21 protein-coding genes are annotated in these 22765 nt (G+C 61.0%); 7 read left to right on the top strand and 14 right to left on the bottom strand.

All coding sequences use genetic code 11. The annotated features are described in order from the left end of the window. Positions 1-8: 8 nt before the first annotated feature. From GIW79_RS02195 to pmbA, 5 genes are all read right to left on the bottom strand, one after another. The gene (locus tag GIW79_RS02195) at positions 9-620 is read right to left on the bottom strand and encodes a superoxide dismutase (RefSeq protein WP_054897017.1); all 612 of its coding nucleotides are present in this window, start codon (positions 618-620) and stop codon (positions 9-11) included. Between the two features lies 1 nt (position 621). Then, positions 622-1050, bottom strand: a complete 429-nt coding sequence (locus GIW79_RS02190) for a hypothetical protein (RefSeq protein WP_054897018.1) — start codon at positions 1048-1050, stop codon at positions 622-624. A gap of 27 nt (positions 1051-1077) precedes the next feature. Next, on the bottom strand, positions 1078-2454 hold the full coding sequence (locus GIW79_RS02185; RefSeq protein ID WP_054897019.1) for a class II fumarate hydratase: 1377 nt from the start codon (positions 2452-2454) through the stop codon (positions 1078-1080). Beyond that, on the bottom strand, positions 2447-2842 hold the full coding sequence (locus tag GIW79_RS02180; RefSeq protein WP_003188570.1) for a hypothetical protein: 396 nt from the start codon (positions 2840-2842) through the stop codon (positions 2447-2449). The genes GIW79_RS02185 and GIW79_RS02180 overlap by 8 nt, the downstream gene beginning before the upstream one ends. A 146-nt stretch (positions 2843-2988) precedes the next feature. After that, positions 2989-4335 (bottom strand): metalloprotease PmbA, encoded by a 1347-nt coding sequence (pmbA, locus tag GIW79_RS02175; protein ID WP_034126305.1) that lies wholly within the window; start codon positions 4333-4335, stop codon positions 2989-2991. A 108-nt stretch (positions 4336-4443) separates the two neighbouring features. Between pmbA and yjgA the strand changes: the two genes are divergently transcribed. Next, entirely contained in the window at positions 4444-4965 is a 522-nt protein-coding gene (yjgA, locus tag GIW79_RS02170; protein ID WP_003188568.1) for a ribosome biogenesis factor YjgA, read from the top strand. A 45-nt stretch (positions 4966-5010) separates the two neighbouring features. Here the strand turns inward: yjgA and tldD are convergent, their stop codons facing one another. The 8 genes from tldD to mreB all read right to left on the bottom strand — a co-directional run bounded on the left by tldD (position 5011) and on the right by mreB (position 16175). Beyond that, on the bottom strand, positions 5011-6453 hold the full coding sequence (gene tldD, locus GIW79_RS02165) for a metalloprotease TldD (RefSeq protein WP_003188566.1): 1443 nt from the start codon (positions 6451-6453) through the stop codon (positions 5011-5013). Between the two features lie 16 nt (positions 6454-6469). Beyond that, positions 6470-7318, bottom strand: a complete 849-nt coding sequence (locus GIW79_RS02160; protein WP_236452304.1) for a carbon-nitrogen hydrolase family protein — start codon at positions 7316-7318, stop codon at positions 6470-6472. A 48-nt stretch (positions 7319-7366) separates the two neighbouring features. After that, positions 7367-11182 (bottom strand): YhdP family protein, encoded by a 3816-nt coding sequence (locus GIW79_RS02155; protein ID WP_054897021.1) that lies wholly within the window; start codon positions 11180-11182, stop codon positions 7367-7369. 78 nt (positions 11183-11260) lie between these two features. Further along, a complete protein-coding gene (gene rng / locus GIW79_RS02150) occupies positions 11261-12718 on the bottom strand; it encodes a ribonuclease G (RefSeq protein ID WP_003188562.1) in 1458 nt (485 codons plus the stop codon). 70 nt (positions 12719-12788) lie between these two features. After that, complete coding sequence (locus GIW79_RS02145; protein WP_054897022.1) at positions 12789-13385, bottom strand: Maf family protein; 597 nt, start codon at positions 13383-13385, stop codon at positions 12789-12791. Between the two features lie 51 nt (positions 13386-13436). Next, a complete protein-coding gene (gene mreD / locus GIW79_RS02140) occupies positions 13437-13925 on the bottom strand; it encodes a rod shape-determining protein MreD (protein WP_003188558.1) in 489 nt (162 codons plus the stop codon). After that, the gene (gene mreC / locus GIW79_RS02135; protein ID WP_072447076.1) at positions 13925-14998 is read right to left on the bottom strand and encodes a rod shape-determining protein MreC; all 1074 of its coding nucleotides are present in this window, start codon (positions 14996-14998) and stop codon (positions 13925-13927) included. Before mreC ends, mreD begins: the two co-directional genes overlap by 1 nt. Before the next feature lie 139 nt (positions 14999-15137). Continuing rightward, on the bottom strand, positions 15138-16175 hold the full coding sequence (mreB, locus tag GIW79_RS02130; protein ID WP_002555108.1) for a rod shape-determining protein MreB: 1038 nt from the start codon (positions 16173-16175) through the stop codon (positions 15138-15140). A gap of 210 nt (positions 16176-16385) precedes the next feature. On the opposite strand from mreB, the gene gatC reads away from it, so the two are divergent. From gatC to GIW79_RS02100, 6 genes are all read left to right on the top strand, one after another. Further along, complete coding sequence (gene gatC, locus GIW79_RS02125; protein ID WP_003188556.1) at positions 16386-16673, top strand: Asp-tRNA(Asn)/Glu-tRNA(Gln) amidotransferase subunit GatC; 288 nt, start codon at positions 16386-16388, stop codon at positions 16671-16673. Positions 16674-16689: 16 nt separating this feature from the next. Then, positions 16690-18141 carry an Asp-tRNA(Asn)/Glu-tRNA(Gln) amidotransferase subunit GatA gene (gatA, locus tag GIW79_RS02120; RefSeq protein WP_205548448.1) on the top strand — a complete coding sequence of 484 codons (1452 nt, stop codon included), beginning with the start codon at positions 16690-16692 and terminating at the stop codon, positions 18139-18141. A gap of 10 nt (positions 18142-18151) precedes the next feature. Beyond that, the gene (gene gatB / locus GIW79_RS02115) at positions 18152-19597 is read left to right on the top strand and encodes an Asp-tRNA(Asn)/Glu-tRNA(Gln) amidotransferase subunit GatB (protein ID WP_060764721.1); all 1446 of its coding nucleotides are present in this window, start codon (positions 18152-18154) and stop codon (positions 19595-19597) included. A 130-nt stretch (positions 19598-19727) separates the two neighbouring features. Further along, positions 19728-20099 carry a septal ring lytic transglycosylase RlpA family protein gene (locus GIW79_RS02110; protein ID WP_060764722.1) on the top strand — a complete coding sequence of 124 codons (372 nt, stop codon included), beginning with the start codon at positions 19728-19730 and terminating at the stop codon, positions 20097-20099. A gap of 26 nt (positions 20100-20125) precedes the next feature. Then, positions 20126-21205, top strand: a complete 1080-nt coding sequence (locus GIW79_RS02105; protein ID WP_057976859.1) for a calcium/sodium antiporter — start codon at positions 20126-20128, stop codon at positions 21203-21205. Then, positions 21202-21585 (top strand): carboxymuconolactone decarboxylase family protein, encoded by a 384-nt coding sequence (locus GIW79_RS02100; RefSeq protein WP_034126296.1) that lies wholly within the window; start codon positions 21202-21204, stop codon positions 21583-21585. The genes GIW79_RS02105 and GIW79_RS02100 overlap by 4 nt, the downstream gene beginning before the upstream one ends. Before the next feature lie 124 nt (positions 21586-21709). Here GIW79_RS02100 and GIW79_RS02095 read toward each other — a convergent pair whose 3' ends face one another. Then, positions 21710-22651: an AEC family transporter gene (locus GIW79_RS02095; RefSeq protein ID WP_034126295.1), complete on the bottom strand. Its 942-nt coding sequence runs from the start codon at positions 22649-22651 to the stop codon at positions 21710-21712. Positions 22652-22765 lie beyond the last annotated feature (114 nt).

Raw genomic sequence — 22765 nt, 5'->3', positions numbered from 1 at the left:
AGTGAATGTCAGGCCAAAGCGGCCTGATAGCGCGCGGCAACCTCCGGCCAGTTGATGACGCTATAGAATGCATTGATGTACTCCGGTCGTCGGTTTTGATATTGCAGGTAGTAAGCGTGCTCCCAGACGTCCAGGCCCAGCACCGGCGTATTGCCGCTCATCAGCGGGCTGTCCTGGTTGCCGCTGCTTTCCACCACCAGCGTTTTTTGTGGCGTAACGCTCAGCCAGGCCCAACCGCTGCCGAATCGCGTCAAGGCCGCCTTGGTGAACGCCTCCTTGAAGCTGTCGAAACCACCCAATTGCTCGTCGATAGCCTTGCCCAGCGCGCCCTCGGGTTTGCCGCCCCCTGTCGGTGACATGACCGCCCAGAACAACGAGTGGTTCGCATGCCCGCCTCCTTGGTTGACCACGGCAGCGCGTAATTTCTCCGGCAATGTTTCGACGCTGGACACCAGCTTCTCCACGGGCCAGCCGGCGAACTCAGTGCCCTCGACCGCGGCATTGAGGTTATTGATGTAGGTCTGGTGGTGTTTGGTGTAGTGAATTTCCATGGTTTGCGCGTCGATATGCGGCTCGAGGGCGTCGTAGGCGTAAGGCAAGGACGGCAAGGTATAGGTCATATCAATGTGCTCCAAAGTGGGACGTGGACGTTGGCGTCGCAGCACCGCCCAGCAGCCGATGAGTGCGTGGGTATTCGCCGTGATCGCTGATGAAATTCAGCAGTTCGACGTAGGTCTTGCTGCTCTGGCGCAACGCGGCCTCGCGCAATGGCGGGCTGAGGCGTGGGTCCTGCATGGTCTGCAAGAGGCGCTGATGGATAGCGCAGAGGTATTCGGCGCTTTCCTCAGGCTGGTTCAGGCGCAAGTGCAGGTCCGCCAGGTTGTGATGGGAAATGACACAGGCCGCCACTGCTTCGTCGGCATCCGCCCAGCGTTCGAACAACACTTGGGCCAGGGCCAGGGCTTGCAGATAGGCCTCGCGAGCGTCAACCAACTCGCCTGCCATAAAGCAGCGATTGGCCCGATCGATCGTGCGTTTCCAGTGCTCCATGGTGAGCCTCCAAAGCAGGGTCGTTGATTACACGCCACCGGCGGTGAGCTTTTCCGGGTCCAGCAGGACTTCCAGTTGGCTGCGAGGCAGGTCGGTGTGTTCGAGGGCGACATCGATCACCGGGCGGCCTTGCTGATACGCCTTCTTGGCGATTTCAGCGGCTTTCTGGTAGCCGATGATCGGGTTAAGTGCGGTGACCAGAATCGGATTGCGCGACAGCGCTTCCTTGAGCTTGGGCTCATTGACCTTGAAGCTGGCAATGGCCTTGTCCGCCAGCAACCGGCTGGCATTGGCCAGCAATTCCAGGCTGCTGAGCAGGTTTTGGGCAATGATCGGCAGCATCACATTCAGCTCGAAGTTACCCGATTGGCCGGCCACCGTGATCACTGTGTCATTGCCGATAACCTGGGCGGCTACCATGGCGGTCGCTTCCGGAATGACCGGGTTGACCTTGCCCGGCATGATCGAAGAGCCTGGCTGCAGCGCCTCCAGTTCGATTTCACCCAGGCCGGCCAATGGCCCGGAGTTCATCCAGCGCAGGTCATTGGCGATCTTCATCAGCGACACCGCCGTGGCTTTCAACTGGCCAGAGACTGCAACGGCGGTGTCCTGGGAGCCAATCAGCGCGAACAGGTTCTTGCCGGGCGTGAATTTCACCCCGGTCAAAAGGCTCAGTTGCTGGCTGAAGCGCCTGGCAAACTCGGGGTGTGCGTTGACCCCGGTACCGACCGCCGTGCCGCCCTGAGCCAATGCTTGCAGCGCCGGTAGCAGGTCCTGCAAGTGACCGATATTGGCCTTGAGCTGCTGCGCCCAGCCGTTCAGCACCTGGCTCATGCGCACCGGCATGGCGTCCATCAAATGCGTGCGGCCGGTCTTGATGAACGGGTGAACCGCCTCGGCTTTTTGCTCGATGACTTGCACCAGATGCAGCAGGGCCGGCAACGTTTGCTCGTGCAGCACCAACGCGGCACTGACGTGGATGGTGGTTGGGATGATGTCGTTGCTGCTCTGGCCGCAATTCACATGATCGTTGGGGTTGACCGCCTCGCCCAGCAAACGGCTGGCAAGGGTCGCGATCACTTCGTTGGCGTTCATGTTGGAACTGGTGCCGGAGCCGGTCTGGAAGATATCCACCGGGAAGTGCTGCATGTAGTCGCCTTCCAGCAAGCCTTGGGCGGCATCGACAATGGCCTTGCCCTGCCCTTCGCTGATTTGCTTGAGCTCGACGTTGACCTTGGCCGCGGCTGTCTTGGCCAGGATCAGGGCGCGGATGAATTGCGCCGGCATGGGTTGATGACTGATGGGAAAGTTGTTCACCGCACGCTGTGTTTGTGCGCCATACAAAGCTTCTTGCGGCACATGCAGTTCGCCCATGCTGTCGCGTTCGATACGGGTGTCACTCATCATTAGATCCTTGCACCAAGTCAGAAACGGAAATCGAAGGCAGTAATTCGCAGCTCGCCAATTGCCAGGCAAAGGTCTGCCAGCGCTTGAGGCGGCAGGCACAGTGGGAGAGTTTTTCCAGGTCGCGCAGTGGCCGCCAGGCCTGGTCCAGGCACAGGGAGCGCCAATGCCAGGGCAATGCGACATCAGCGGCGGTGTCGATCAACAAACGAAATGAGGTTTCAGCGATCGTCCACGGATGGGTTGCGGTGCAACACGCCAGATACCGACCTTCGTTCAGGTAGTGCTCAATCAGGCGGGGTTCATTGGGATCGAGGCCACAGCGAATCTGGCGGCTCATCCAACGCCAGCTTTCCAGATAGGGATCCTCATGCAGGACAGAACTCATGAGCCACACTCATTCGGTAATGATATTTATTATTAAATGATATTGAGAATCAAAACAAGAGCAGCCCATTAATCCTGTCGTGACAAGGCAATAAAAAAGGCGCGCCATCTTTGCGATGGCGCGCCTTTCAGGACGTGCGGGAGGAATTAGCTGCCAGCGACCGTCATGCGTTCGATAAGCACCGAACCCGTGCGAATATTGCTGCGCAGTTCCAGGTCGTTACCCACGGCAACGATCTGCTTGAACATATCGCGCATATTGCCGGCGATGGTCACTTCCTGGACGGCGAACTGAATCTCGCCATTCTCCACCCAGAAGCCCGCCGCACCCCGCGAGTAGTCACCGGTGACCATGTTCAGGCCATGGCCCATCAATTCAGTCACCAGCAACCCGCGCCCCATCCGCCGCAACAACGCCGCCTGGTCTTCATCACCGTGGGTCACGAACAGGTTATGCACACCGCCCGCGTTAGCGGTGCTTGGCAGGCCCAGCTTGCGACCGGCATAAGTGCCCAGCACATAGGACACCAGCTCACCCTTCTCGACAAACGGCTTGGCATAGGTCGCCAGGCCATCGCCGTCGAACGACGAACTGCCCATCGCGCGCATCAGATGCGGGCGCTCGTCAATGGTCAGCCACTCAGGGAACAGTTTCTGACCGATGGCGCCTTCCAGGAACGAAGACTTGCGATACAGGTTGCCACCGGAAATCGCGCCCAGGAAGCTGCCGAATAAACCACCGGCCAGCTCTGCGGAAAACAGCACAGGCACTTCGCAGGTCGGCACCGGGCGCGCGCCCAGGCGGCTCGCGGCCCGTTGCGCCGCACGCTGGCCAATGCTTGCAGGGTCTGCCAGTAAATCGCCTTGGCGGTTTACGTCGTACCAGTAATCACGCTGCATCTGCCCATTGGCTTCGGCAATCATCACGCAACTGAGGCTGTGACGCGTGGAGGCATAACCACCGATAAAGCCATGGCTGTTGCCGTAGACGCGGCAACCCTGATGGGTGCTCAAGGTGGTGCCGTCCGCATTCTTGATGCGGGCATCGGCATCGAACGCTGCCGCTTCGCAGGTCAGCGCCAGCTCGATGGCTTGCTCAGGCGTGATATCCCAGGCGTGGAACAGGTCAAAATCCTGCACATCCTTGGCCATCAACGCCTTGTCGGCCAGGCCCGAGCTTTCATCCTCGGAGGTGTGCTTGGCAATCGCCAGTGCTGCGGCGACGGTCTCGCGAATCGCCTCAGGGCCACTGGCGGAAGTGCTGGCCGAGCCTTTGCGCTGGCCCGCATACAAGGTAATGCCAAACCCTTGGTCGCGATTGAATTCAACCGTTTCCACTTCCCGCTGGCGCACCGAAGTCGACAACCCTTGCTCCAGCGACACCGCCACTTCACAGGCGCTGGCCCCCTGGCGCTTGGCTTCGGCAAGGATCTGCTCGACTTGTTCCTGCAGTGCCGGTAACGCTTGTGGACCGACGCTTTGGGCTGCACTCATGGTTTTCTCCACTCAAATTCTGCTTTCGGTAATGGCCATCGAGCGACCGGGCCGGACAAGCGGCCCCCGACTGGTTATCATGGCGGCGTTTCTTTGCGGACTGCCACCATGGTTGATTCTTACGACGACTCCCTCGATGGGGAGAAAAGCAAAACCCAGGTCAAACGTGAGCTGCATGCTCTGGTTGACCTTGGCGAGCGCCTTACAACGCTCAAAAAGGATTTGGTTGCCAAACTGCCACTGACCGACGAAATGCGTCGGGCCCTGGCCGATGCGCCCAAGCACACCGCGAATATCGCGCGTAAACGGCACATCTCGTTTATCGGCAAACTGATGCGCGACCAAGACATTGACGCCATTCTGACTTTGCTCGATCAAACCGATGCCTCCACTCGCCAGTACAACGAACGCTTCCACAACCTGGAACGTTGGCGTGACCGCCTGATCTCGGGCGATGACGCGGTGCTGGAGAAATTCGTACTGGACTACCCGGACGCGGACCGCCAGCAATTGCGCTCCCTGATCCGTCAGGCCCAGCACGAGCTGGCGCATAACAAGGCGCCGGCCACCAGCCGTAAAATCTTCAAGTACATCCGTGAGCTGGACGAGACTCAACGCGGTCTGCGCTGATCCTCTTCCCCGGGTGGCGGTCTTCGCCACCCGAAGCTCCGGCTCCTACGATCCCGTGCCACCCACGGTAATCGCATCAATTTTCAAAGTTGGCTGGCCGACACCTACCGGCACCGACTGCCCATCCTTGCCGCACGTGCCCACGCCGCTGTCCAGCGACAGGTCGTTACCGACCATCGACACCTTGCTCATGGCTTCCGGCCCGTTACCAATCAGCGTCGCCCCTTTGACCGGCGCGGTAATCTTGCCGTCTTCGATCAGGTACGCCTCGCTGGTGGAGAACACGAACTTGCCGCTGGTGATATCCACCTGGCCGCCGCCGAGGTTGGCGCAGTAGATACCGCGTTTTACCGAGGCAATGATTTCTGCCGGATCGCTTTGGCCACCGAGCATGTAGGTGTTGGTCATGCGCGGCATCGGTAGATGCGCATAGGACTCACGACGGCCGTTACCGGTGCGCGCCACGCCCATCAGGCGGGCGTTGAGCTTGTCTTGCATATAGCCCTTGAGCACGCCGTTCTCGATCAGGGTGGTGCATTCGGTCGGCGTGCCTTCGTCATCGACGCTCAGCGAACCACGGCGGCCGGCCAGGGTGCCGTCATCGACAATGGTGCACAGCTTGGACGCAACCATTTCGCCCATGCGCCCGCTGTAGGCGGAACTGCCCTTGCGGTTGAAATCGCCCTCCAGGCCATGGCCCACGGCTTCGTGGAGCAACACGCCAGACCAACCCGAACCCAGCACCACCGGCAAGGTGCCGGCCGGCGCGGGAATCGCTTCCAGGTTGACCAATGCCTGGCGCAGCGCCTCACGGGCATAGCCCATGGCACGGTCGTCAGCAAGGAAATAACGGTAGTCGGTGCGCCCACCGCCGCCATGTCCGCCGCGCTCGCGGCGCCCGTTCTGTTCGACGATCACACTCACATTGAAACGCACCAGCGGCCGTACATCCGCCGCCAGCCCACCGTCGGTTGACGCCACGAGGATGCGCTCCCACACGCCAGCCATGCTCACGGTCACTTGCTGGATACGCGGGTCCAAGGCACGGGTAGCAGCGTCGATACGCTTGAGCAGCTCTACCTTTTCCGCACGACTGATCACTTCCAAGGGGTTATCCGGCGCATACAACTGCGCCACGTCCTGGGTACTGAACGCCTGCACCGTGCCATTCTGCCCGGCACGGGAGATCGAACGGGCGGCACGCGCCGCCAGGCCCAGGGCCTCTAGGGTGATCGCATTGCTGTAGGCAAATCCGGTCTTCTCACCCGATTGCGCGCGAACGCCTACGCCCTGGTCAAGGTTGAAACTGCCTTCCTTGACGATCCCATCTTCCAACGCCCAGGACTCGGAAATCTGCCCCTGGAAATACAGGTCAGCCGCATCGATACCCGGCCCGGCCAGATCGCCAAGTACGGTTTGCAGGCTTTCGATGGTCACGCCACCGGGTGCCAGGAGGTGATCACTGACTGAGGACAACAACTCGCTCATAGGTTTGGCCTTAAATTCATCGTTCTGAAGCAGGCCGCTGCGCGCCCTGCGAGAAAAAGCGCCGGTGATTGGCCACCGGCATGCGCGCCCGTATCGACGCCTGTTCACTGCTATCGCGTTCGGCCATTAACACCGCTTCGCCTTCATCCTGTTGCGCCAGCACTCGGCCCCAAGGGTCGACAATCGCCGCATGGCCAAACGTTTCCCGTGGGCCTGGGTGCACACCGCCTTGGGCGGCTGCCAGCAGGTAGCACTGGGTTTCGATGGCACGTGCGCGAATCAGCACATCCCAGTGTGCAGCCCCGGTCACCGCCGTGAAGGCCGAGGGCGCGGTAATCAGTTCAGCCCCCGCCGCACGTAACTCGCTGTACAGCTCGGGGAAACGCAGGTCGTAACACACCGTCAACCCCACACGGCCCACCGGCGTATCCGCCACCACCACATGGTTACCGAAAGCATAGTCGTCAGATTCGCGATAACGACCGCGAGCATCCGCCACGTCCACATCAAACAGATGGAGTTTGTCGTAGCGAGCGACGATTTCACCCTGATCATTGATCAGCAGCGAGCAAGCATTGGGTTTGGCGTGGGGCTGGTCCTTGGGCGGCAGCGGCAATGTGCCGGCCACTATCCATAAGGTGAGGTCGCGGGCGGCCTGTTTCAACCAGGGCAGCACAGGCCCTTGGCCCAACGCCTCGGCACGGCCTATGTCGGCCAGGTCGCGGCGGCCAATGGCGGCGAAATTCTCTGGCAGCACCGCGAGTTTCGCACCATCGGCCGCCGCCTGCTCCAGCAGGCGACGCGCCTGGGCGAGGTTGGCCAGCACGTCACTCTGGCTGACCATTTGAATTACCGCAAAGGACATGGGCCGACACTCCATACAGGGCATGGGGCCATGCTACTCCACAGGCTCTCAGTTTGGCTTTTCAAATGGCTTGTCGAAGGTGATTTTTGGATCCTTCCAGGGGCCTTGCACCTTGTATTGCACACTGGCGAAGCGCGAAACCCGGTCACCGATCAGCTTGTCGATCAAAAACAACGCACCACCAATGGCCGGCGCACCGACAATCAGTGCCGCAATCGGCAGGTTGTTGGTCACAGGCAAGGTGACCAGCAATTTGGCGTCGACGCGATCGGCCACCAGATCCAGGGTGCCGTTAAGCTCCAAGTTGGTGGAAGGCCCGGTCATGGTGATGGGCTCGCGGGTCACGAACACGCCATTACTGGCGGCCAACAAGCCTTTGACCCGGTCGTAGCTCAAGCCCTTGCCGAACAAGTCGGAAAAGTCCAAACGCAAACGCCGGCCAATGGAGTTGAAGTTAAGCAGGCCAAACACTCGCAACGCCTGGGCCCCGCCCTCCACTTCGACGAACTGACCTTTACGGAACGCGGCATCCAGGCTGCCGGAAAACCGCTTGGGCCCGACCCAGGCCGGCGACCCCGGCCAGCGGCCATCCACGTCCAGATGAAAGTCTTCGCTGGTCACCGTAGGCGCAAAACCCCAGCCCTTGAGCACGTCGGCAATGTTGCGGCCATCAAGGCGGCCCTTGTACCAACTGCTGCTGGCGCCTGGCGCACCTTCCCAACCCCCGGCGCCCTTGAGCAGCATGCCCTTGAGGCCAAGGTCGAGGTTATTGAAGGCCAGCCCTTTGGCGGTGGGGCGGATCCTCAGCGACCAGGCCCCGATCAGGTCCGAGCCCTGGAAAAGCTGGTCGACGGCAATATCCAGCGCCGGAATGCTTTTTGGGTCGATATCGGCCAGCGGGTCCGGCGCGTTTTCGTCCGCCTGCGCGGTCGGGTCTGGCGCAGGCAATTTCACATACTTGAGGTTGACCGCAATCGGCGCGCCTTTGGCGTCCGGCAGGTTCACCGCGCCCTTGGCTTGCTGGCTATCGAGTTGCAAGCCCCAGGCCGCTGGTTTGCGATCGAGCTGCAAGCTGACCTGATCAAACTGGGTACCAAACCCGGTCAGTTTGCCCACCTTGAAGTCCGCACCGCTGAGCAGCTGCTTGGCATTGCCACCTGGATCATTGCCCGCGTAGCGATCCACAAGTTTCTTCCAGGGATCGATATCCAGTTCCGACAGCACGCCACGAATGCGCAGGCCCTTGGCACCGGGCAACATGGCATCACCGTCGCCGAGGAACAGTTCGCCGCGGCCATCATTGAACTTGTCCGGCGGCGCGGCAAAAGTGAAATTCGCCAACTCGCCGTAATCAAACCAGTAACGGCGCTCAGCACCCTGCAAGGTCATGCGAAAGGTGCTGTCACGCCCCTGGCTGGCGGGCATGCCGAACGGTGCCGGCAGGTCCACCGCGACACCCTTGAGGTTGGAGTTGACCATCAACTGGCTGTCCGCGCCGTCCAGGATCACTTGCAACTGGTACGGAATATCGCCGGAGACCGGCAACGGCTGGCTGATTTTCAACCAGTCCGTAAGGCGCTTGACGGTGACTTGGCCATTGGCAGTCACCCGCGTGCTGATATTGCCCGGTTTGCCTTCGGCAAAGATCTGCGCCGTGATGGGGCGGTCGAACGCCTGGGCCGAGATCTTCTGCCCGCTCAGGCCCTTGGCGCTGTCGAAGCGAAAATCACCCTTGAGCTGGGTCAGGTCCAGCGGCGGCTCGGCCAATTGCAGGCGCGCCTTGTCGGTCTTGAAGTCCACCACGATCTTGGGCTCAGTGCCTTTGGCCAGCGGTACGTCCAGGTCCAGGCTACCTTGCAGGTCGCCCTCGCCTTTCCAGCCGGCGAACGTAGACGCCGTGCCGATAGGGGCTTCTTGAAGGATCTTCAGGCCGTCGCCCAAACCGCCGGAGAACCCGCCCGTGAGCAGCAGATGACTGTCCCCGCCCGCTGGGGCGTGGGGGATATTGACGTAGACATCCTTGACCTGGGTGTCGAGCAACTGGCCCTTGCTCGCCAGAATGCGTACGCCGCTCTCCTCGACAAACACTTCGCCATTGACCTTGTTCACATGAGGCCAGCCCGGCTGGAAGGCGAGTTCGGCATCATGCACCTTGAAGAACAGGCTGATATTGCGCGATGCGGGCAGCGCATTGTGGCTGAGCGAGCCCTGGTACTGGAAGAAGCCTTCGTCCACCGCGCCCTTGAGGATCGCCGTGCGCAGCCATTCATCCAGCGCCGGGCTCAACACGGCGGGTAGATACTTGGGGGTGAAACGGCCATCGCCATCGACCATGCCGACCCGCAGGTCCATGTAGTCTTCCTGGCTGTGGTCGAAATGCAGACGAATCAGGAAGTCCGCCGCCACCTTGCCTTCCTCGCCCAGGACCTTGATATACGGGGCGATCAGGGTGAAGCCTTGCTTGTCCAACTTCCAGGTCAGGCGCGCATTGGCCTGGATGTACTGCCACGGCTTGGCGAAGATCGGATACAGATGCAAGGAAAAGTCCTTGCTGTCCATGCGCAACTCACCTTGGCCCAGGTCGCCACTGATGCTGCCGGACACATTGCGTGCGGCCGGCGCGCCAAAGTAGGCATCGAAGCCGACACGCTCCAGGTTGGCGGCAAAACTGAGTTTGCGATCGGTGGTGTCTTGCGGTCGGAAGTCCACCAGCACATTGCGTAACAGGCCAGTGGCTTTGAGGTGTTCGACGGCCTTGGCGAAACCGTCCGGCAGCGGCGCCAAGGCGTTGAGCAACGGGGTAATGGGGGTCAGGTCGAGGCGGTCGGCCTGCAATTTCCACACTTCCTGTTCCTTGTCGGTCGCCAGGCTTTGCTGCAATTGCAGGCGCGACTCCCAGCGGGTTTCGCCAATGTTCATCGCCAGGGAATCAAACAGCACCTTGAGGCCAGTGTCACTGCGCTGCAGGTAGGCGGTCAGGGCCAGGTTTTCGAGGTGTACCGGCTTACGGTCGGCATAGCTGCCCTTCACTTGGGGCGAATTGAGGCGCACGGCAGCGCTTTGCACCGTACCTTTGGCCCAACTGAGCCAAAACTCGCCGCCAGCCTTCAATTGCGTCAGCTTCCATTGCTGGGTCAGTTTGGCGGGAATCCACTTGGCCCAGTCGCTCTGCGGCAGGCTCAGGTAGGCATCGACCTCAGCGTCTTGCCACTGGCTGGCACGAATGCGGCTACGCAGGCTGACCGCCAACGGTTGGCCATCGGGCAATGTCAGGCGAGCGTCCAGACGCTGCTGGCTCATGCCGGTATGCAGGCTCAGGCCCACATAGGTCACGGTCACTGGTGCCTGGTCGAAGGGTTGCAGGGTCACCTGGCTGTCCAGCACCGACACGCGCTTGACCATTTGCATGCGCGTCAGCAGTTGTTGCGGGTCCAACGGCTGGTCGTCCTGCACCGGCAAGCCTTGCAGGGTCCAGCGGCCGTCCTGGTCTTCCTTGACACTCAGTTGCAAGCCACTGACTTGCAGATGGGCGATACGCACTTCGCGGGCCAACAGGCTGGCCCACATATCCGGCACCACTTCCACCTGGTCCAGGCGCAAGGCACTGCTGCCCTCGCCCACCATGACGTCATGGGCCAGCAATACCGGGGCAAACCCGCTCCAGCGGCCTTCAAGGCTGCCGATATGCAGCGGCGTATCCAGCGCAGCCTGGGCCTTGGCCTCGACTTCGGCGCGGTATTCGGCCACCAGCGGGGTAAGTTCGCGCCCCAGGCTCACGTACACCGCCGCCAATACCAGCAACAACGCACACAGGCCCAGACTCCAACGGGTCAAAGCGGCAAAAAAGCGTATCAGACGCTCCATGTCAGGCGACCCTCAAAAAACAGTTAGCGGACGGCAGATCAAGGTCTGCCGGTCTCGAAGAAAGTGCACAGTTGGGGATCAGAGCAACACCACGTCGTATTGTTCCTGGGAATACATGGTTTCGACCTGGAAGCGAATGGTGCGACCGATAAAACTTTCCAGTTCGGCGACGTTACCGGACTCTTCGTCTAGCAGGCGATCCACCACCTTCTGATTGGCAAGCACTCTATAACCTTCCGCCTGATAGGCGCGTGCCTCCCGCAGGATCTCGCGGAAAATCTCGTAGCAAACCGTTTCCGGGGTCTTCAGTTTGCCGCGCCCTTGGCAACTGCTGCACGGCTCGCACAGTACCTGTTCCAGGCTTTCACGCGTGCGCTTGCGGGTCATCTGCACCAGGCCCAACTCGGTGATGCCGATGATGTTGGTCTTGGCGTGATCGCGCTCCAGTTGTTTTTCAAGCGTACGCAGCACCTGGCGCTGGTGCTCTTCATCTTCCATGTCGATGAAGTCGATGATGATGATGCCGCCCAAGTTACGCAGGCGCAGTTGACGAGCGATGGCCGTGGCCGCTTCGAGGTTGGTCTTGAAGATCGTCTCTTCAAGGTTGCGATGGCCCACGAAGGCACCGGTGTTGACGTCGATGGTGGTCATGGCTTCTGCCGGGTCCACCACCAGGTAGCCGCCGGACTTGAGTGGCACCTTGCGCTCCAGGGCTTTCTGGATTTCGTCTTCGACGCCATACAGGTCGAATATCGGCCGCTCGCCGGGGTAGTGTTCCAGGCGATCGGCGATTTCTGGCATCAACTCAGCAACAAATTGCGTGGTGCGCTGGAAGGTTTCCCGCGAATCGATGCGAATTTTCTCGATCTTCGGGCTGACCAGATCGCGCAACGTGCGCAACGCCAGGCCAAGGTCTTCATAAATGACGCTGGGCGCGCCAATGGTCTTGATCTGCGCGTCGATTTGGTCCCACAAGCGCCGCAGGTAGCGAATATCCATGAGGATCTCGTCAGCGCCCGCGCCTTCTGCGGCGGTGCGCAGGATAAACCCGCCCGCTTCCTTGATGCCCTCGGCGGCGACGCAGTCGCTGACCACCTTCTTCAGACGCTCGCGCTCGGCTTCATCTTCGATCTTCAAGGAAATGCCCACATGGGCGGTGCGCGGCATGTACACCAGGTAGCGCGAGGGAATCGACAGCTGGGTGGTCAAGCGGGCGCCCTTGGAACCGATGGGGTCCTTGGTGACTTGCACCACCAGGCTCTGGCCCTCGTGCACCAGAGCGCTGATGCTTTCCACCGCAGGGCCCTCGCGCAAGGAAATTTCCGAGGCATGGATAAACGCTGCACGGTCCAGGCCGATGTCGACGAAGGCCGCCTGCATGCCCGGCAATACGCGCACCACCTTGCCTTTGTAGATATTGCCGACGATCCCGCGCTTCTGGGTGCGCTCGACATGCACTTCTTGCAGAACACCGTTCTCTACCACCGCCACGCGCGATTCCATCGGCGTGATATTGATCAGAATCTCTTCACTCATGGCTGGGTCTCGTTCAGGCGTTTTCACAATAGTGACCGTTCGCTTAAGGCTTGGCGCTGGAATACGGCGTTCAGCACACGGTAAGGTTTTGCCAACAGGGTATGCCGAATTGGGCGAGCAGTTGCGCGGTTTCGCAGACTGGCAGGCCCACCACGGCGGAATAACTGCCATTCAGCCCGGCCACAAACACCGAGCCCAGCCCTTGGATAGCATAGCCGCCGGCCTTGTCCTGCGGTTCGCCACTGTGCCAGTAGGTGGTAGCCTCCCGCACAGAAACCTCGCGGAAACGTACACGGCTGCTGACACATCGGGTTTCACATTGCTGGCCGTCGGTCAGGGCAATGGCGGTGAGCACTTCATGCTCGCGGCCGGAAAGGGCCATCAGCATGGCCAGTGCATCAGCCTGGTCCACCGGCTTGCCCAGGATCCGCCCATCGACAATCACCGCCGTGTCGGCCCCCAGTACGCAGGTGCCCGAGGTGTGGCCAAGCGCGACAAAACCTGCCGTCGCCTTGCCCCGCGCAAGGCGCTCGACATAGGCAACGGCAGGTTCGTCGTTCAGGGGAGTTTCATCAATAGCGGCGCTGACCAGGGTGAAGGGCACACCGATCTGGGCCAGCAGTTCACGTCGCCGCGGGGAGCCCGAGGCCAGATAAAGCGAATTCATTGCAGACTCTCCCTGTGGGGTTCGATAACCAGGCAGAGCCTCGCAATCCATTCAATTGATTTTATAGCGACGACGCAGCCCACGCAGGCCAAAACTGATCCAGGGCCATAACAAGGCGCTGACCAGCGCCGGCAGAACCAAGGCCAGGGTCGGCTGGCGGTTGCCGGTCAACGCGCTGAGCCATAGCTGCACCAACTGCGCCAGGCCGAAGATCACCAGGATCACCAGGCACTGCTGCCACATCGGGAACATGCGCAAGCGCTGCTGCAGCGACAGCACCAGAAAGGTAATCAGGGTCAGGATCAACGCGTTCTGGCCTAGCAAGGTGCCATACAGCACATCTTCGGCCAACCCCAGGCACATGGCCGTGACCATGCCCACCTTGTGCGGCAGGTTCAATGACCAGAACGCCAGCAACAAGGCCAGCCAGAGCGGGCGAAGGATTTCCATGAACTGCGGCAGCGGCGAGACGCTGAGCAGCAAGCCGATGGCGAAGGTCAGCCAGACGATCCAGCCATTGCGTGAATGAGTACCCGCCATTAGTCCCCCCTCTGCGGTGTGGTGGCCGGAGCGGCGGTCGGTTTAGCCGGGCGCGCGTTATGCGCGGCAGGTTTGGCCGGCGTTGCCACAGGTGCTGCAGCTGCCGGTGCAGGTGACGTGGCTGGGGCGGGTGCAGGTGGGCCAACAAAAGCAGGTTTTGGCACCGTGGCCGGCACGATAGGCGCGGTGCCATTCTGCTGGTCCTCCGCTTCCTGGGCCTGGGCAGCGTCGTTAGCGCGCTCTTCCGGGGTGCGGTTGTCGCTGAACACCAGCAGCAGGTAACGGCTGCGGTTCAGCGCGGCAGTCGGTACCGCCCGAACGATAGCGAACGGCTGGCCGGAATCGTGGATCACCTCTTTGACCGTCGCCACCGGATAACCCGCCGGGAAGCGCTGGCCCAGGCCAGAGCTGACCAACAGGTCGCCTTCCTTGATGTCAGCGGTATCCGCCACATGGCGCAGCTCCAGGCGTTCCGGGTTACCGGTGCCGCTGGCGATTGCGCGCAAGCCGTTACGGTTGACCTGCACCGGAATGCTGTGGGTCGTATCCGTCAGCAATAGTACCCGCGAGGTGTAGGGCATCAACTCCACCACCTGGCCCATCAGGCCACGGGCATCGAGCACCGGCTGGCCAAGCACCACACCGTCGCGCTCACCCTTGTTGATGATGATGCGGTGGGTAAAGGGGTTGGGGTCCATGCCGATCAGCTCGGCCACTTCGACCTTTTCGTTGACCAGCGCGGAAGAATTGAGCAACTCGCGCAGCCGAACGTTCTGCTCGGTGAGGGCCGCCAGCTTTTGCATGCGCCCCTGCAACAGCAGGTTTTCAGTCTTGAGTTTTTCGTTCTCGGCGACCAGTTCGGTGCGGCTGCCAAATTGGCTGGACACGCCCTGGAAGAGACGTTGCGGCAGGTCGGTGATCCAGTAGGTCTGCATCAACACCAGCGACATCTGGCTGCGCACCGGCTTGAGCAGTGCAAAGCGGGCATCGACCACCATCAGCGCGACCGAAAGCACGGTCAGCACCAATAAGCGCACACCCAATGAGGGGCCTTTGGCGAAAAGCGGTTTAATAAGCCGCTCCTCCCAGGCAAATGTTCTCTTTATTCATACGGCATCAAACCGGCCTGGATGCAGATTGAAGAAGATAAACGCCAACAGGCAGCACTGCAAAGTGCTGCCTGCCGACGAAGCATGAACCATCCAGGCAATCTTATTCGCTGGAGAGCAGGTCCATGGTGTGTTTATCCATCATTTCCAGCGCACGACCACCGCCACGGGCAACGCAGGTCAGCGGGTCTTCGGCGACGATCACTGGCAGGCCGGTTTCCTGGGCCAGCAACTTGTCGAGGTCGCGCAGCAAGGCGCCACCACCGGTCAGTACCAGGCCACGCTCGGCAATATCGGAAGCCAGCTCCGGCGGCGATTGTTCCAGGGCACTTTTCACCGCCTGAACGATGGTGGCCAGGGACTCTTGCAGAGCCTCCAGCACTTCATTGGAGTTCAGGGTGAAGGCACGTGGAACGCCTTCGGCCAGGTTGCGACCGCGCACATCGACTTCGCGCACTTCACCGCCTGGGTAAGCGGTGCCGATTTCCTGCTTGATGCGCTCGGCGGTGGATTCGCCGATCAGGCTGCCGTAGTTACGACGCACATAAGTGATGATCGCTTCGTCGAAGCGGTCGCCGCCCACGCGCACGGATTCGGCATACACCACACCGTTCAGGGAAATCAGGGCGATTTCGGTAGTACCACCACCGATATCCACCACCATCGAACCGCGCGCTTCTTCCACCGGCAGGCCGGCACCGATCGCAGCCGCCATTGGCTCTTCGATCAGGAATACTTCACGGGCACCGGCGCCAAGGGCCGATTCACGGATGGCGCGACGCTCCACCTGGGTGGACTTGCACGGAACGCAGATCAGCACGCGAGGGCTGGGCTGCAGGAAGCTGTTTTCGTGAACTTTGTTGATGAAGTACTGCAGCATCTTTTCGCAGACGCTGAAATCGGCGATCACGCCATCCTTCATCGGACGAATGGCAGCAATATTGCCTGGTGTACGGCCGAGCATGCGCTTGGCCTCGGTGCCAACGGCAACGACACTTTTCTGATTACCATGGGTCCGAATGGCCACAACCGATGGCTCATTCAGAACGATACCGCGCTCGCGCACGTAAATAAGGGTGTTGGCAGTGCCCAGGTCAATGGAGAGATCGCTGGAAAACATGCCACGCAGTTTCTTGAACATGGAGAAAGGACCCTAGGCAACGCGTGGGTAAAAAAGTGCGGCAAACTCTAACAACGACAGGGATTTTGGGCAAGGCGCCAATGTGCTAAATTGGCCGACTTTCTGTGCACCAACCCCCACAATCGCGGCCTTATGACCGTAGAAATGCGGTAGTGTTCCGACAATCTAACACACGGACGCCCTCCGTTCTGTTTTCCACTGGAGAATCCCATGGCGCTTGAACGCTCCGACGTGGAAAAAATCGCACATTTGGCCTCGCTTGGCCTTAATGATGCCGATCTTCCACAGACCACCGCAGCCCTGAACAGCATTCTCGGGCTGGTCGACCAAATGCAGGCCGTGAATACCGACGGCATCGAGCCCCTGGCTCACCCACTGGAAGCCAGCCAGCGCCTGCGCGCAGACGTCGTGACCGAACGCAATAATCGCGAGGCCTACCAGTCCATCGCGCCAGCGGTCGAAAACGGCCTGTACCTGGTTCCGAAAGTCATCGACTAAAGGGAAAGAGCCTTTCATGCATCACATGACTCTGGCCGAGATCGCCCGCGGTCTCGCCGACAAATCGTTTTCTTCCGAAGAGCTGACCCAGGCTTTGCTTGCGCGTATTGCCGCGCTCGATCCCAAGGTCAACAGCTTCATCAGCCTCACCGAAGAGCTGGCCCTGAGCCAGGCCAAGGCCGCCGACGCCCGTCGCGCCAACGGTGAGAACGGCGCGCTGCTCGGCGCACCGATCGCCCACAAGGACCTGTTCTGCACCCAGGGCATTCGCACCAGCTGCGGCTCGAAGATGCTCGACAACTTCAAGGCGCCCTACGACGCCACTGTGGTCGCCAAGCTGGCCGCTGCCGGGGCCGTGACCCTGGGCAAGACCAACATGGACGAATTCGCCATGGGGTCGGCCAACGAGTCGAGCTACTACGGCGCGGTGAAAAACCCGTGGAACCTGGAACACGTACCGGGTGGCTCCTCCGGTGGTTCGGCTGCGGCCGTGGCCGCGCGCTTCCTGCCCGCCGCTACCGCCACCGATACCGGCGGTTCGATCCGCCAGCCAGCCGCCTTCACCAACCTCACCGGCCTGAAGCCGACCTACGGTCGTGTGTCTCGCTGGGGCATGATTGCCTATGCGTCCAGCCTGGATCAGGGCGGCCCGTTGGCACGCACCGCTGAAGACTGCGCAATATTGTTACAAGGCATGGCAGGCTTCGATAAACAGGACTCCACCAGCATCGACGAGCCCGTGCCGGACTACAGCGCCGGCCTGAATACATCGATCAAGGGCCTGCGCATTGGTGTGCCAAAAGAGTATTTCAGCGCCGGCCTCGACCCGCGTATCGCCGATCTGGTGCAAAACAGCATCAAAGAGCTGGAGAAGCTTGGCGCCGTGATCAAGGAAATCAGCCTGCCGAACAACCAGCACGCGATTCCCGCCTACTACGTGATCGCGCCAGCAGAGGCGTCTTCCAACCTGTCGCGTTTCGACGGCGTGCGCTTCGGCTATCGCTGCGAAAACCCCAAAGACCTCACCGACCTGTACAAGCGCTCCCGTGGCGAAGGCTTCGGCAGTGAAGTGCAGCGCCGGATCATGGTCGGGGCCTACGCCCTGTCGGCCGGCTACTACGACGCGTACTACCTCAAGGCGCAAAAAATCCGTCGCCTGATCAAGAACGACTTCATGGCCGCCTTTGAAGAAGTCGATGTGATCCTCGGCCCGACCGCGCCGAACCTCGCGTGGAAGATCGGCGCCAAGACCGGCGACCCGATCGCCGAGTACCTGGAAGACCTCTACACCATCACCGCCAACCTCGCGGGCTTGCCGGGCTTGTCCATGCCCGCAGGTTTCGTCGATGGCCTGCCGGTGGGCGTGCAACTGCTCGCCCCGTATTTCCAGGAAGGCCGCCTGCTCAATGTGGCGCACCAGTACCAGTTGAACACCGACTGGCACACCCGCACCCCTACCGGCTTCTGAGGAGAACACTATGCAATGGGAAGTTGTGATCGGGCTGGAGATTCATACCCAGCTCGCCACCCAATCGAAGATTTTCTCCGGTAGCGCCACTACGTTCGGCTCCGAGCCCAATACCCAGGCCAGCCTGGTAGACCTGGGCATGCCCGGCGTGCTGCCGGTGCTGAACCAGGAAGCGGTGCGCATGGCGGTGATGTTCGGCCTGGCGATTGACGCCGAAATCGGCCAGCACAACGTGTTTGCGCGCAAGAACTACTTCTACCCGGACCTGCCCAAGGGCTACCAGATCAGCCAGATGGAACTGCCGATTGTCGGCAAGGGCCACCTGGACATTCCACTGGAAGACGGCACCATCAAGCGCGTCGGCGTCACCCGTGCACACCTGGAGGAAGACGCCGGCAAAAGCCTGCACGAAGAATTCCCGGGCGCCACCGGTATCGACCTGAACCGTGCCGGCACGCCGCTGCTGGAGATCGTGTCCGAGCCGGACATGCGCAGCGCCAAGGAAGCCGTGGCCTACGTCAAGACCATCCACGCGCTGGTGCGCTACCTGGGCATCTGCGACGGCAACATGGCCGAAGGCTCGCTGCGTTGCGATTGCAACGTGTCGATCCGCCCCAAGGGCCAGGTCGAGTTCGGCACCCGCTGCGAGATCAAGAACGTCAACTCGTTCCGCTTCATCGAGAAAGCGATCAACAGCGAAGTACGTCGCCAGATCGAGCTGATCGAAGACGGCGGCAAGGTGATCCAGCAAACGCGCCTGTACGACCCGAACAAAGACGAAACCCGCGCCATGCGCAGCAAAGAGGAAGCCAACGACTACCGTTACTTCCCCGACCCGGACCTGTTGCCGGTGGTGCTGGAGGATTCGTTCCTGAATGACATCCGCGCCACCCTGCCGGAACTGCCGCAGCAAAAACGCGAGCGCTTCCAGGAGCAGTTCGGCCTGTCGGTCTACGATGCCAGCGTATTGGCCTCCAGCCGTGAACAAGCCAACTACTTCGAAAAAGTCGTGAGCATTGCCGGCGACGCCAAGCTGGCGGCCAACTGGGTGATGGTCGAGCTGGGCAGCCTGTTGAACAAACAGGGCCTGGAAATCGACGACGCGCCGGTCACCGCCGAACAACTGGGTGGCATGCTGCTGCGCATCAAGGACAACACAATCTCCGGTAAAATTGCCAAGACCGTGTTCGAAGCGATGGCCGCCGGTGAAGGCAATGCCGACGAGATCATCGATAAGCGTGGCCTCAAACAAGTCACCGACAGCGGCGCGATCTCGGCCGTGCTCGATGAAATGCTCGCGGCCAATGCCGAACAGGTCGAGCAATACCGCGCCGCGGACGAAGCCAAGCGCGGCAAGATGTTCGGCTTCTTTGTCGGCCAGGCGATGAAAGCCTCCAAGGGCAAAGCCAACCCGCAACAGGTGAACGAACTGCTCAAAAGCAAGCTCGAAGGCTGATCCATGATCGTTCCCACGCTCTGCGTGGGAACGCCTCACGGGACGCTCCGCGTCCGCTTTTGTGACGCGTAGCGTCACCAGCAGCATTCCCACGCAGAGCGTGGGAACGATCCAACGGGGACATCTTGAAATGAAGCGTCTACTCGGCCTCCTGGCCCTGTCCTCCCTGCTGGCCGGTTGCGCCAGCGGCCTCATCGACCCCAACGGCTACGACGAAACCGGCACCGCGTCCTATTACGGCGCCAAGCACCATGGCAAGAAAACCGCCAGCGGTGAACCTTTCAACCAGAACGCCTTGACCGCTGCCCATCGGCGCCTGCCCTTCGGCACGCAGGTCAAGGTGACCAACCTCGACAACAACCGTTCTGTCGTGGTGCGTATCACTGATCGCGGCCCGCATACCCGTGGCCGCCTGATCGACGTTTCACGCAGGGCTGCCGAGCAGTTGCGCATGCTGCGCAGCGGTACCGCACGGGTACGCGTGCAAGCCCTGAACAACTGATCGAGGCAGCCTTGAGCATTTTCGGATTGAACGCCCTCTCACCCTGGAGCCTGCTCGAACTGGTGGGCGGCCTGATCTTGCTGATCATCGGCGCTGAAATCCTGGTACGCGCCGCAGTACGCCTGGCGGCGAGCCTCAAGGTGCGGCCACTGATCATCGGCTTGAGCATCGTCGCCTTCGGCAGCAGTGCGCCGCAGATGACCGTCAGCCTTCAGGCCACGCTGGCCGGCAACACGGATATCGCTGTGGGCAGTGTCATCGGCAGCAGTATCTTCAACATCCTCGTGACCCTGGGCTTGTCCGCACTGATCATTCCGTTGCGGGTCTCGCGGCAACTGGTGCGCGTAGATATCCCGGTGATGATCGTCGCCGGCCTGCTGGTATTTATCCTGGCGGCTAACGAAATGCTGACGCCCTTCGATGGCGCCGTGCTGCTGGTGGCGCTGGTGGCCTACCTTGGCGTATTGCATTACCAGACGCGTCATTCCCGCCGCCCGCGCACTCTGGACACCGTGGCAAAGGCGCCATGGCTGAGCAGTGTGCTGCTGATGCTCGGCGGTTTGCTGGTGCTGGTGCTGGCCGGGCATTTGTTGCTCGGCGCAGCGGTGGATGTAGCGGGCGATCTCGGATTGTCGGAGCGCGTCATCGGCCTCACGTTGATCGGCGTCGGCACCTCGCTGCCGTGCCTTGCCACGTCGCTGATCGCCGCGTTGCGTGGCGAACGGGAGATCGCCGTGGGCAACGTGATCGGCAGCAACTTGTTCAACCTGCTCGGAGTGCTGGGCTTTACCGCACTGGTGGCGCCGACGCCGCTGTCGGTCTCGCCCAACGCCCTGAACTTCGATTTACCGGTGATGCTCGGCGCCATCATCCTGTGCCTGCCGGTGTTCTATACCGGCTATCGGGTAACACGTATCGAAGGGCTGGTGCTGCTGGGGCTGTACCTGGCGTACGGGCTGCATGTCATGGCCTTCACCACTGGCATGCCGCTGGCCAACAAGCTTGAACAATTGATGCTGTATTACGTCCTGCCAGCGTTAGGGGCTCTGCTGTTGTTCACCTCACTGCGCGCCTGGCACCGCCAACACAAGAGGGAATCGCAATGACCGAACAGAAAAAACCCGGGGTTGAAGTACGTCGCCAGGTCATGGGCGATGCGTTCGTCGACCGCGCCCTGGGTAATGCCACGGCGTTCACCCAACCGCTGCAGGACTTCGTCAATGAGCACGCGTGGGGCAGCGTCTGGAACCGCGAAGGGTTACCGCTCAAGACCCGCAGCCTGATCACCCTCGCCGCCCTCACCGCCCTCAAGTGCCCGCAGGAACTCAAGGGCCATGTGCGCGGTGCGCTGAATAATGGCTGTACGGTGGAGGAGATCCGCGAAGCGCTGCTGCATTGCGCGGTGTATGCAGGGGTGCCGGCGGCGATTGATGCGTTTCGGGCGGCGCAAGAAGTGATTGAGGCGTATCAGGCCGATCAGCAGTGACTGTCCTGTAGCTATCGCAGGCAAGCCAGCCCCCACACTTGAGGGTATTCACACGTCCACATGTGGGAGCTGGCTTGTCGGGTCGCCGCATCGCTGCGATGGGGCCTCAAGCTGCCCGCCGATTTCAGATCCAACCACCCGCCTGCAACACAAAAATCCCGATATTCGTGGTCACCGCCGCCATCAGCGTGGTGATCACGATAATCGCGGCCGCCAGCTCATGATTACCCTGCGCCGCCCGGGCCATCACAAAGCTTGCGGCGGCGGTCGGCGCGCCGAAATACAGGAACAGAATCCCCAACTCCGGCCCTCGGAACCCCAGCAACCACGCGCCCAGGGTGGCGATCACCGGTAGCCAGATCATCTTCATCAGGCTCGCGCTCAGCGCCATGTTGCCGCTCTTGCGCAGCGCGGCCATGGACAAGGTGCCACCGATGCAAATCAGCGCCAGCGGCAGCGTGGTATCGGACAGGTACTGCAAGGATTTCTCAAGCCAACCGGGCACGCCGATCTGGAAGTACGCGAACGGCGTAGCGACGATCACGCTGATAATCAGCGGGTTGGCCAATACGCTTTTGAAGATGCTCCACGGGTCGGACTTGATCACCGGGCTATAGACCGCCAGCACAATGGTCGACAGCGTGTTGTAAAAGAGGATCACCAGCGCGGCGAGGATCGCGCCCAGGGATATGCCGTAATCGCCGTACATACTGGCCGCCAGTGCCAGGCCGATGACCCCGTTATTGCCACGAAACGCGCCTTGGGCGTAGATGCCTCGGTCTTCGCGCTTGCAGCGAAAGATCGCCCAACCCCAGGCCACGGCAAAGCTCACCAGGGTGGCGACGCAGAAGTAGATGAGCAGGCCCGGCTTGAGCGCCGAGTGCAGGTCGGCATGCAGAATGCCAAGGAACAGCAGCGCCGGCATGGCCACGTTGAACACCAGGGACGATGCGGTGTGGATAAAGTTGTCATTGATCCAGTTGATGCGCTTTAGAAACACGCCCAGGAACAGCATGGCAAACACCGGCGCGGTGATGGTGAGGGTGGTGAGGAAGATTGCCAGCATGCCGGGGAGAACCTTGGTGGGCGTCGTTAGTTGGCTAATGATAAGCCAGTACGAGCGGGTTCGTGTGGGCAACGCCATTCAAATGTGGGAGCTGGCTTGCCGTCGTAGGAGCGA

The organism is Pseudomonas sp. PA-7-1E (assembly GCF_021605325.1).
Lineage (GTDB): Bacteria > Pseudomonadota > Gammaproteobacteria > Pseudomonadales > Pseudomonadaceae > Aquipseudomonas > Aquipseudomonas fluorescens_BV.
This window is presented reverse-complemented; position numbering and strand designations above follow the sequence as displayed.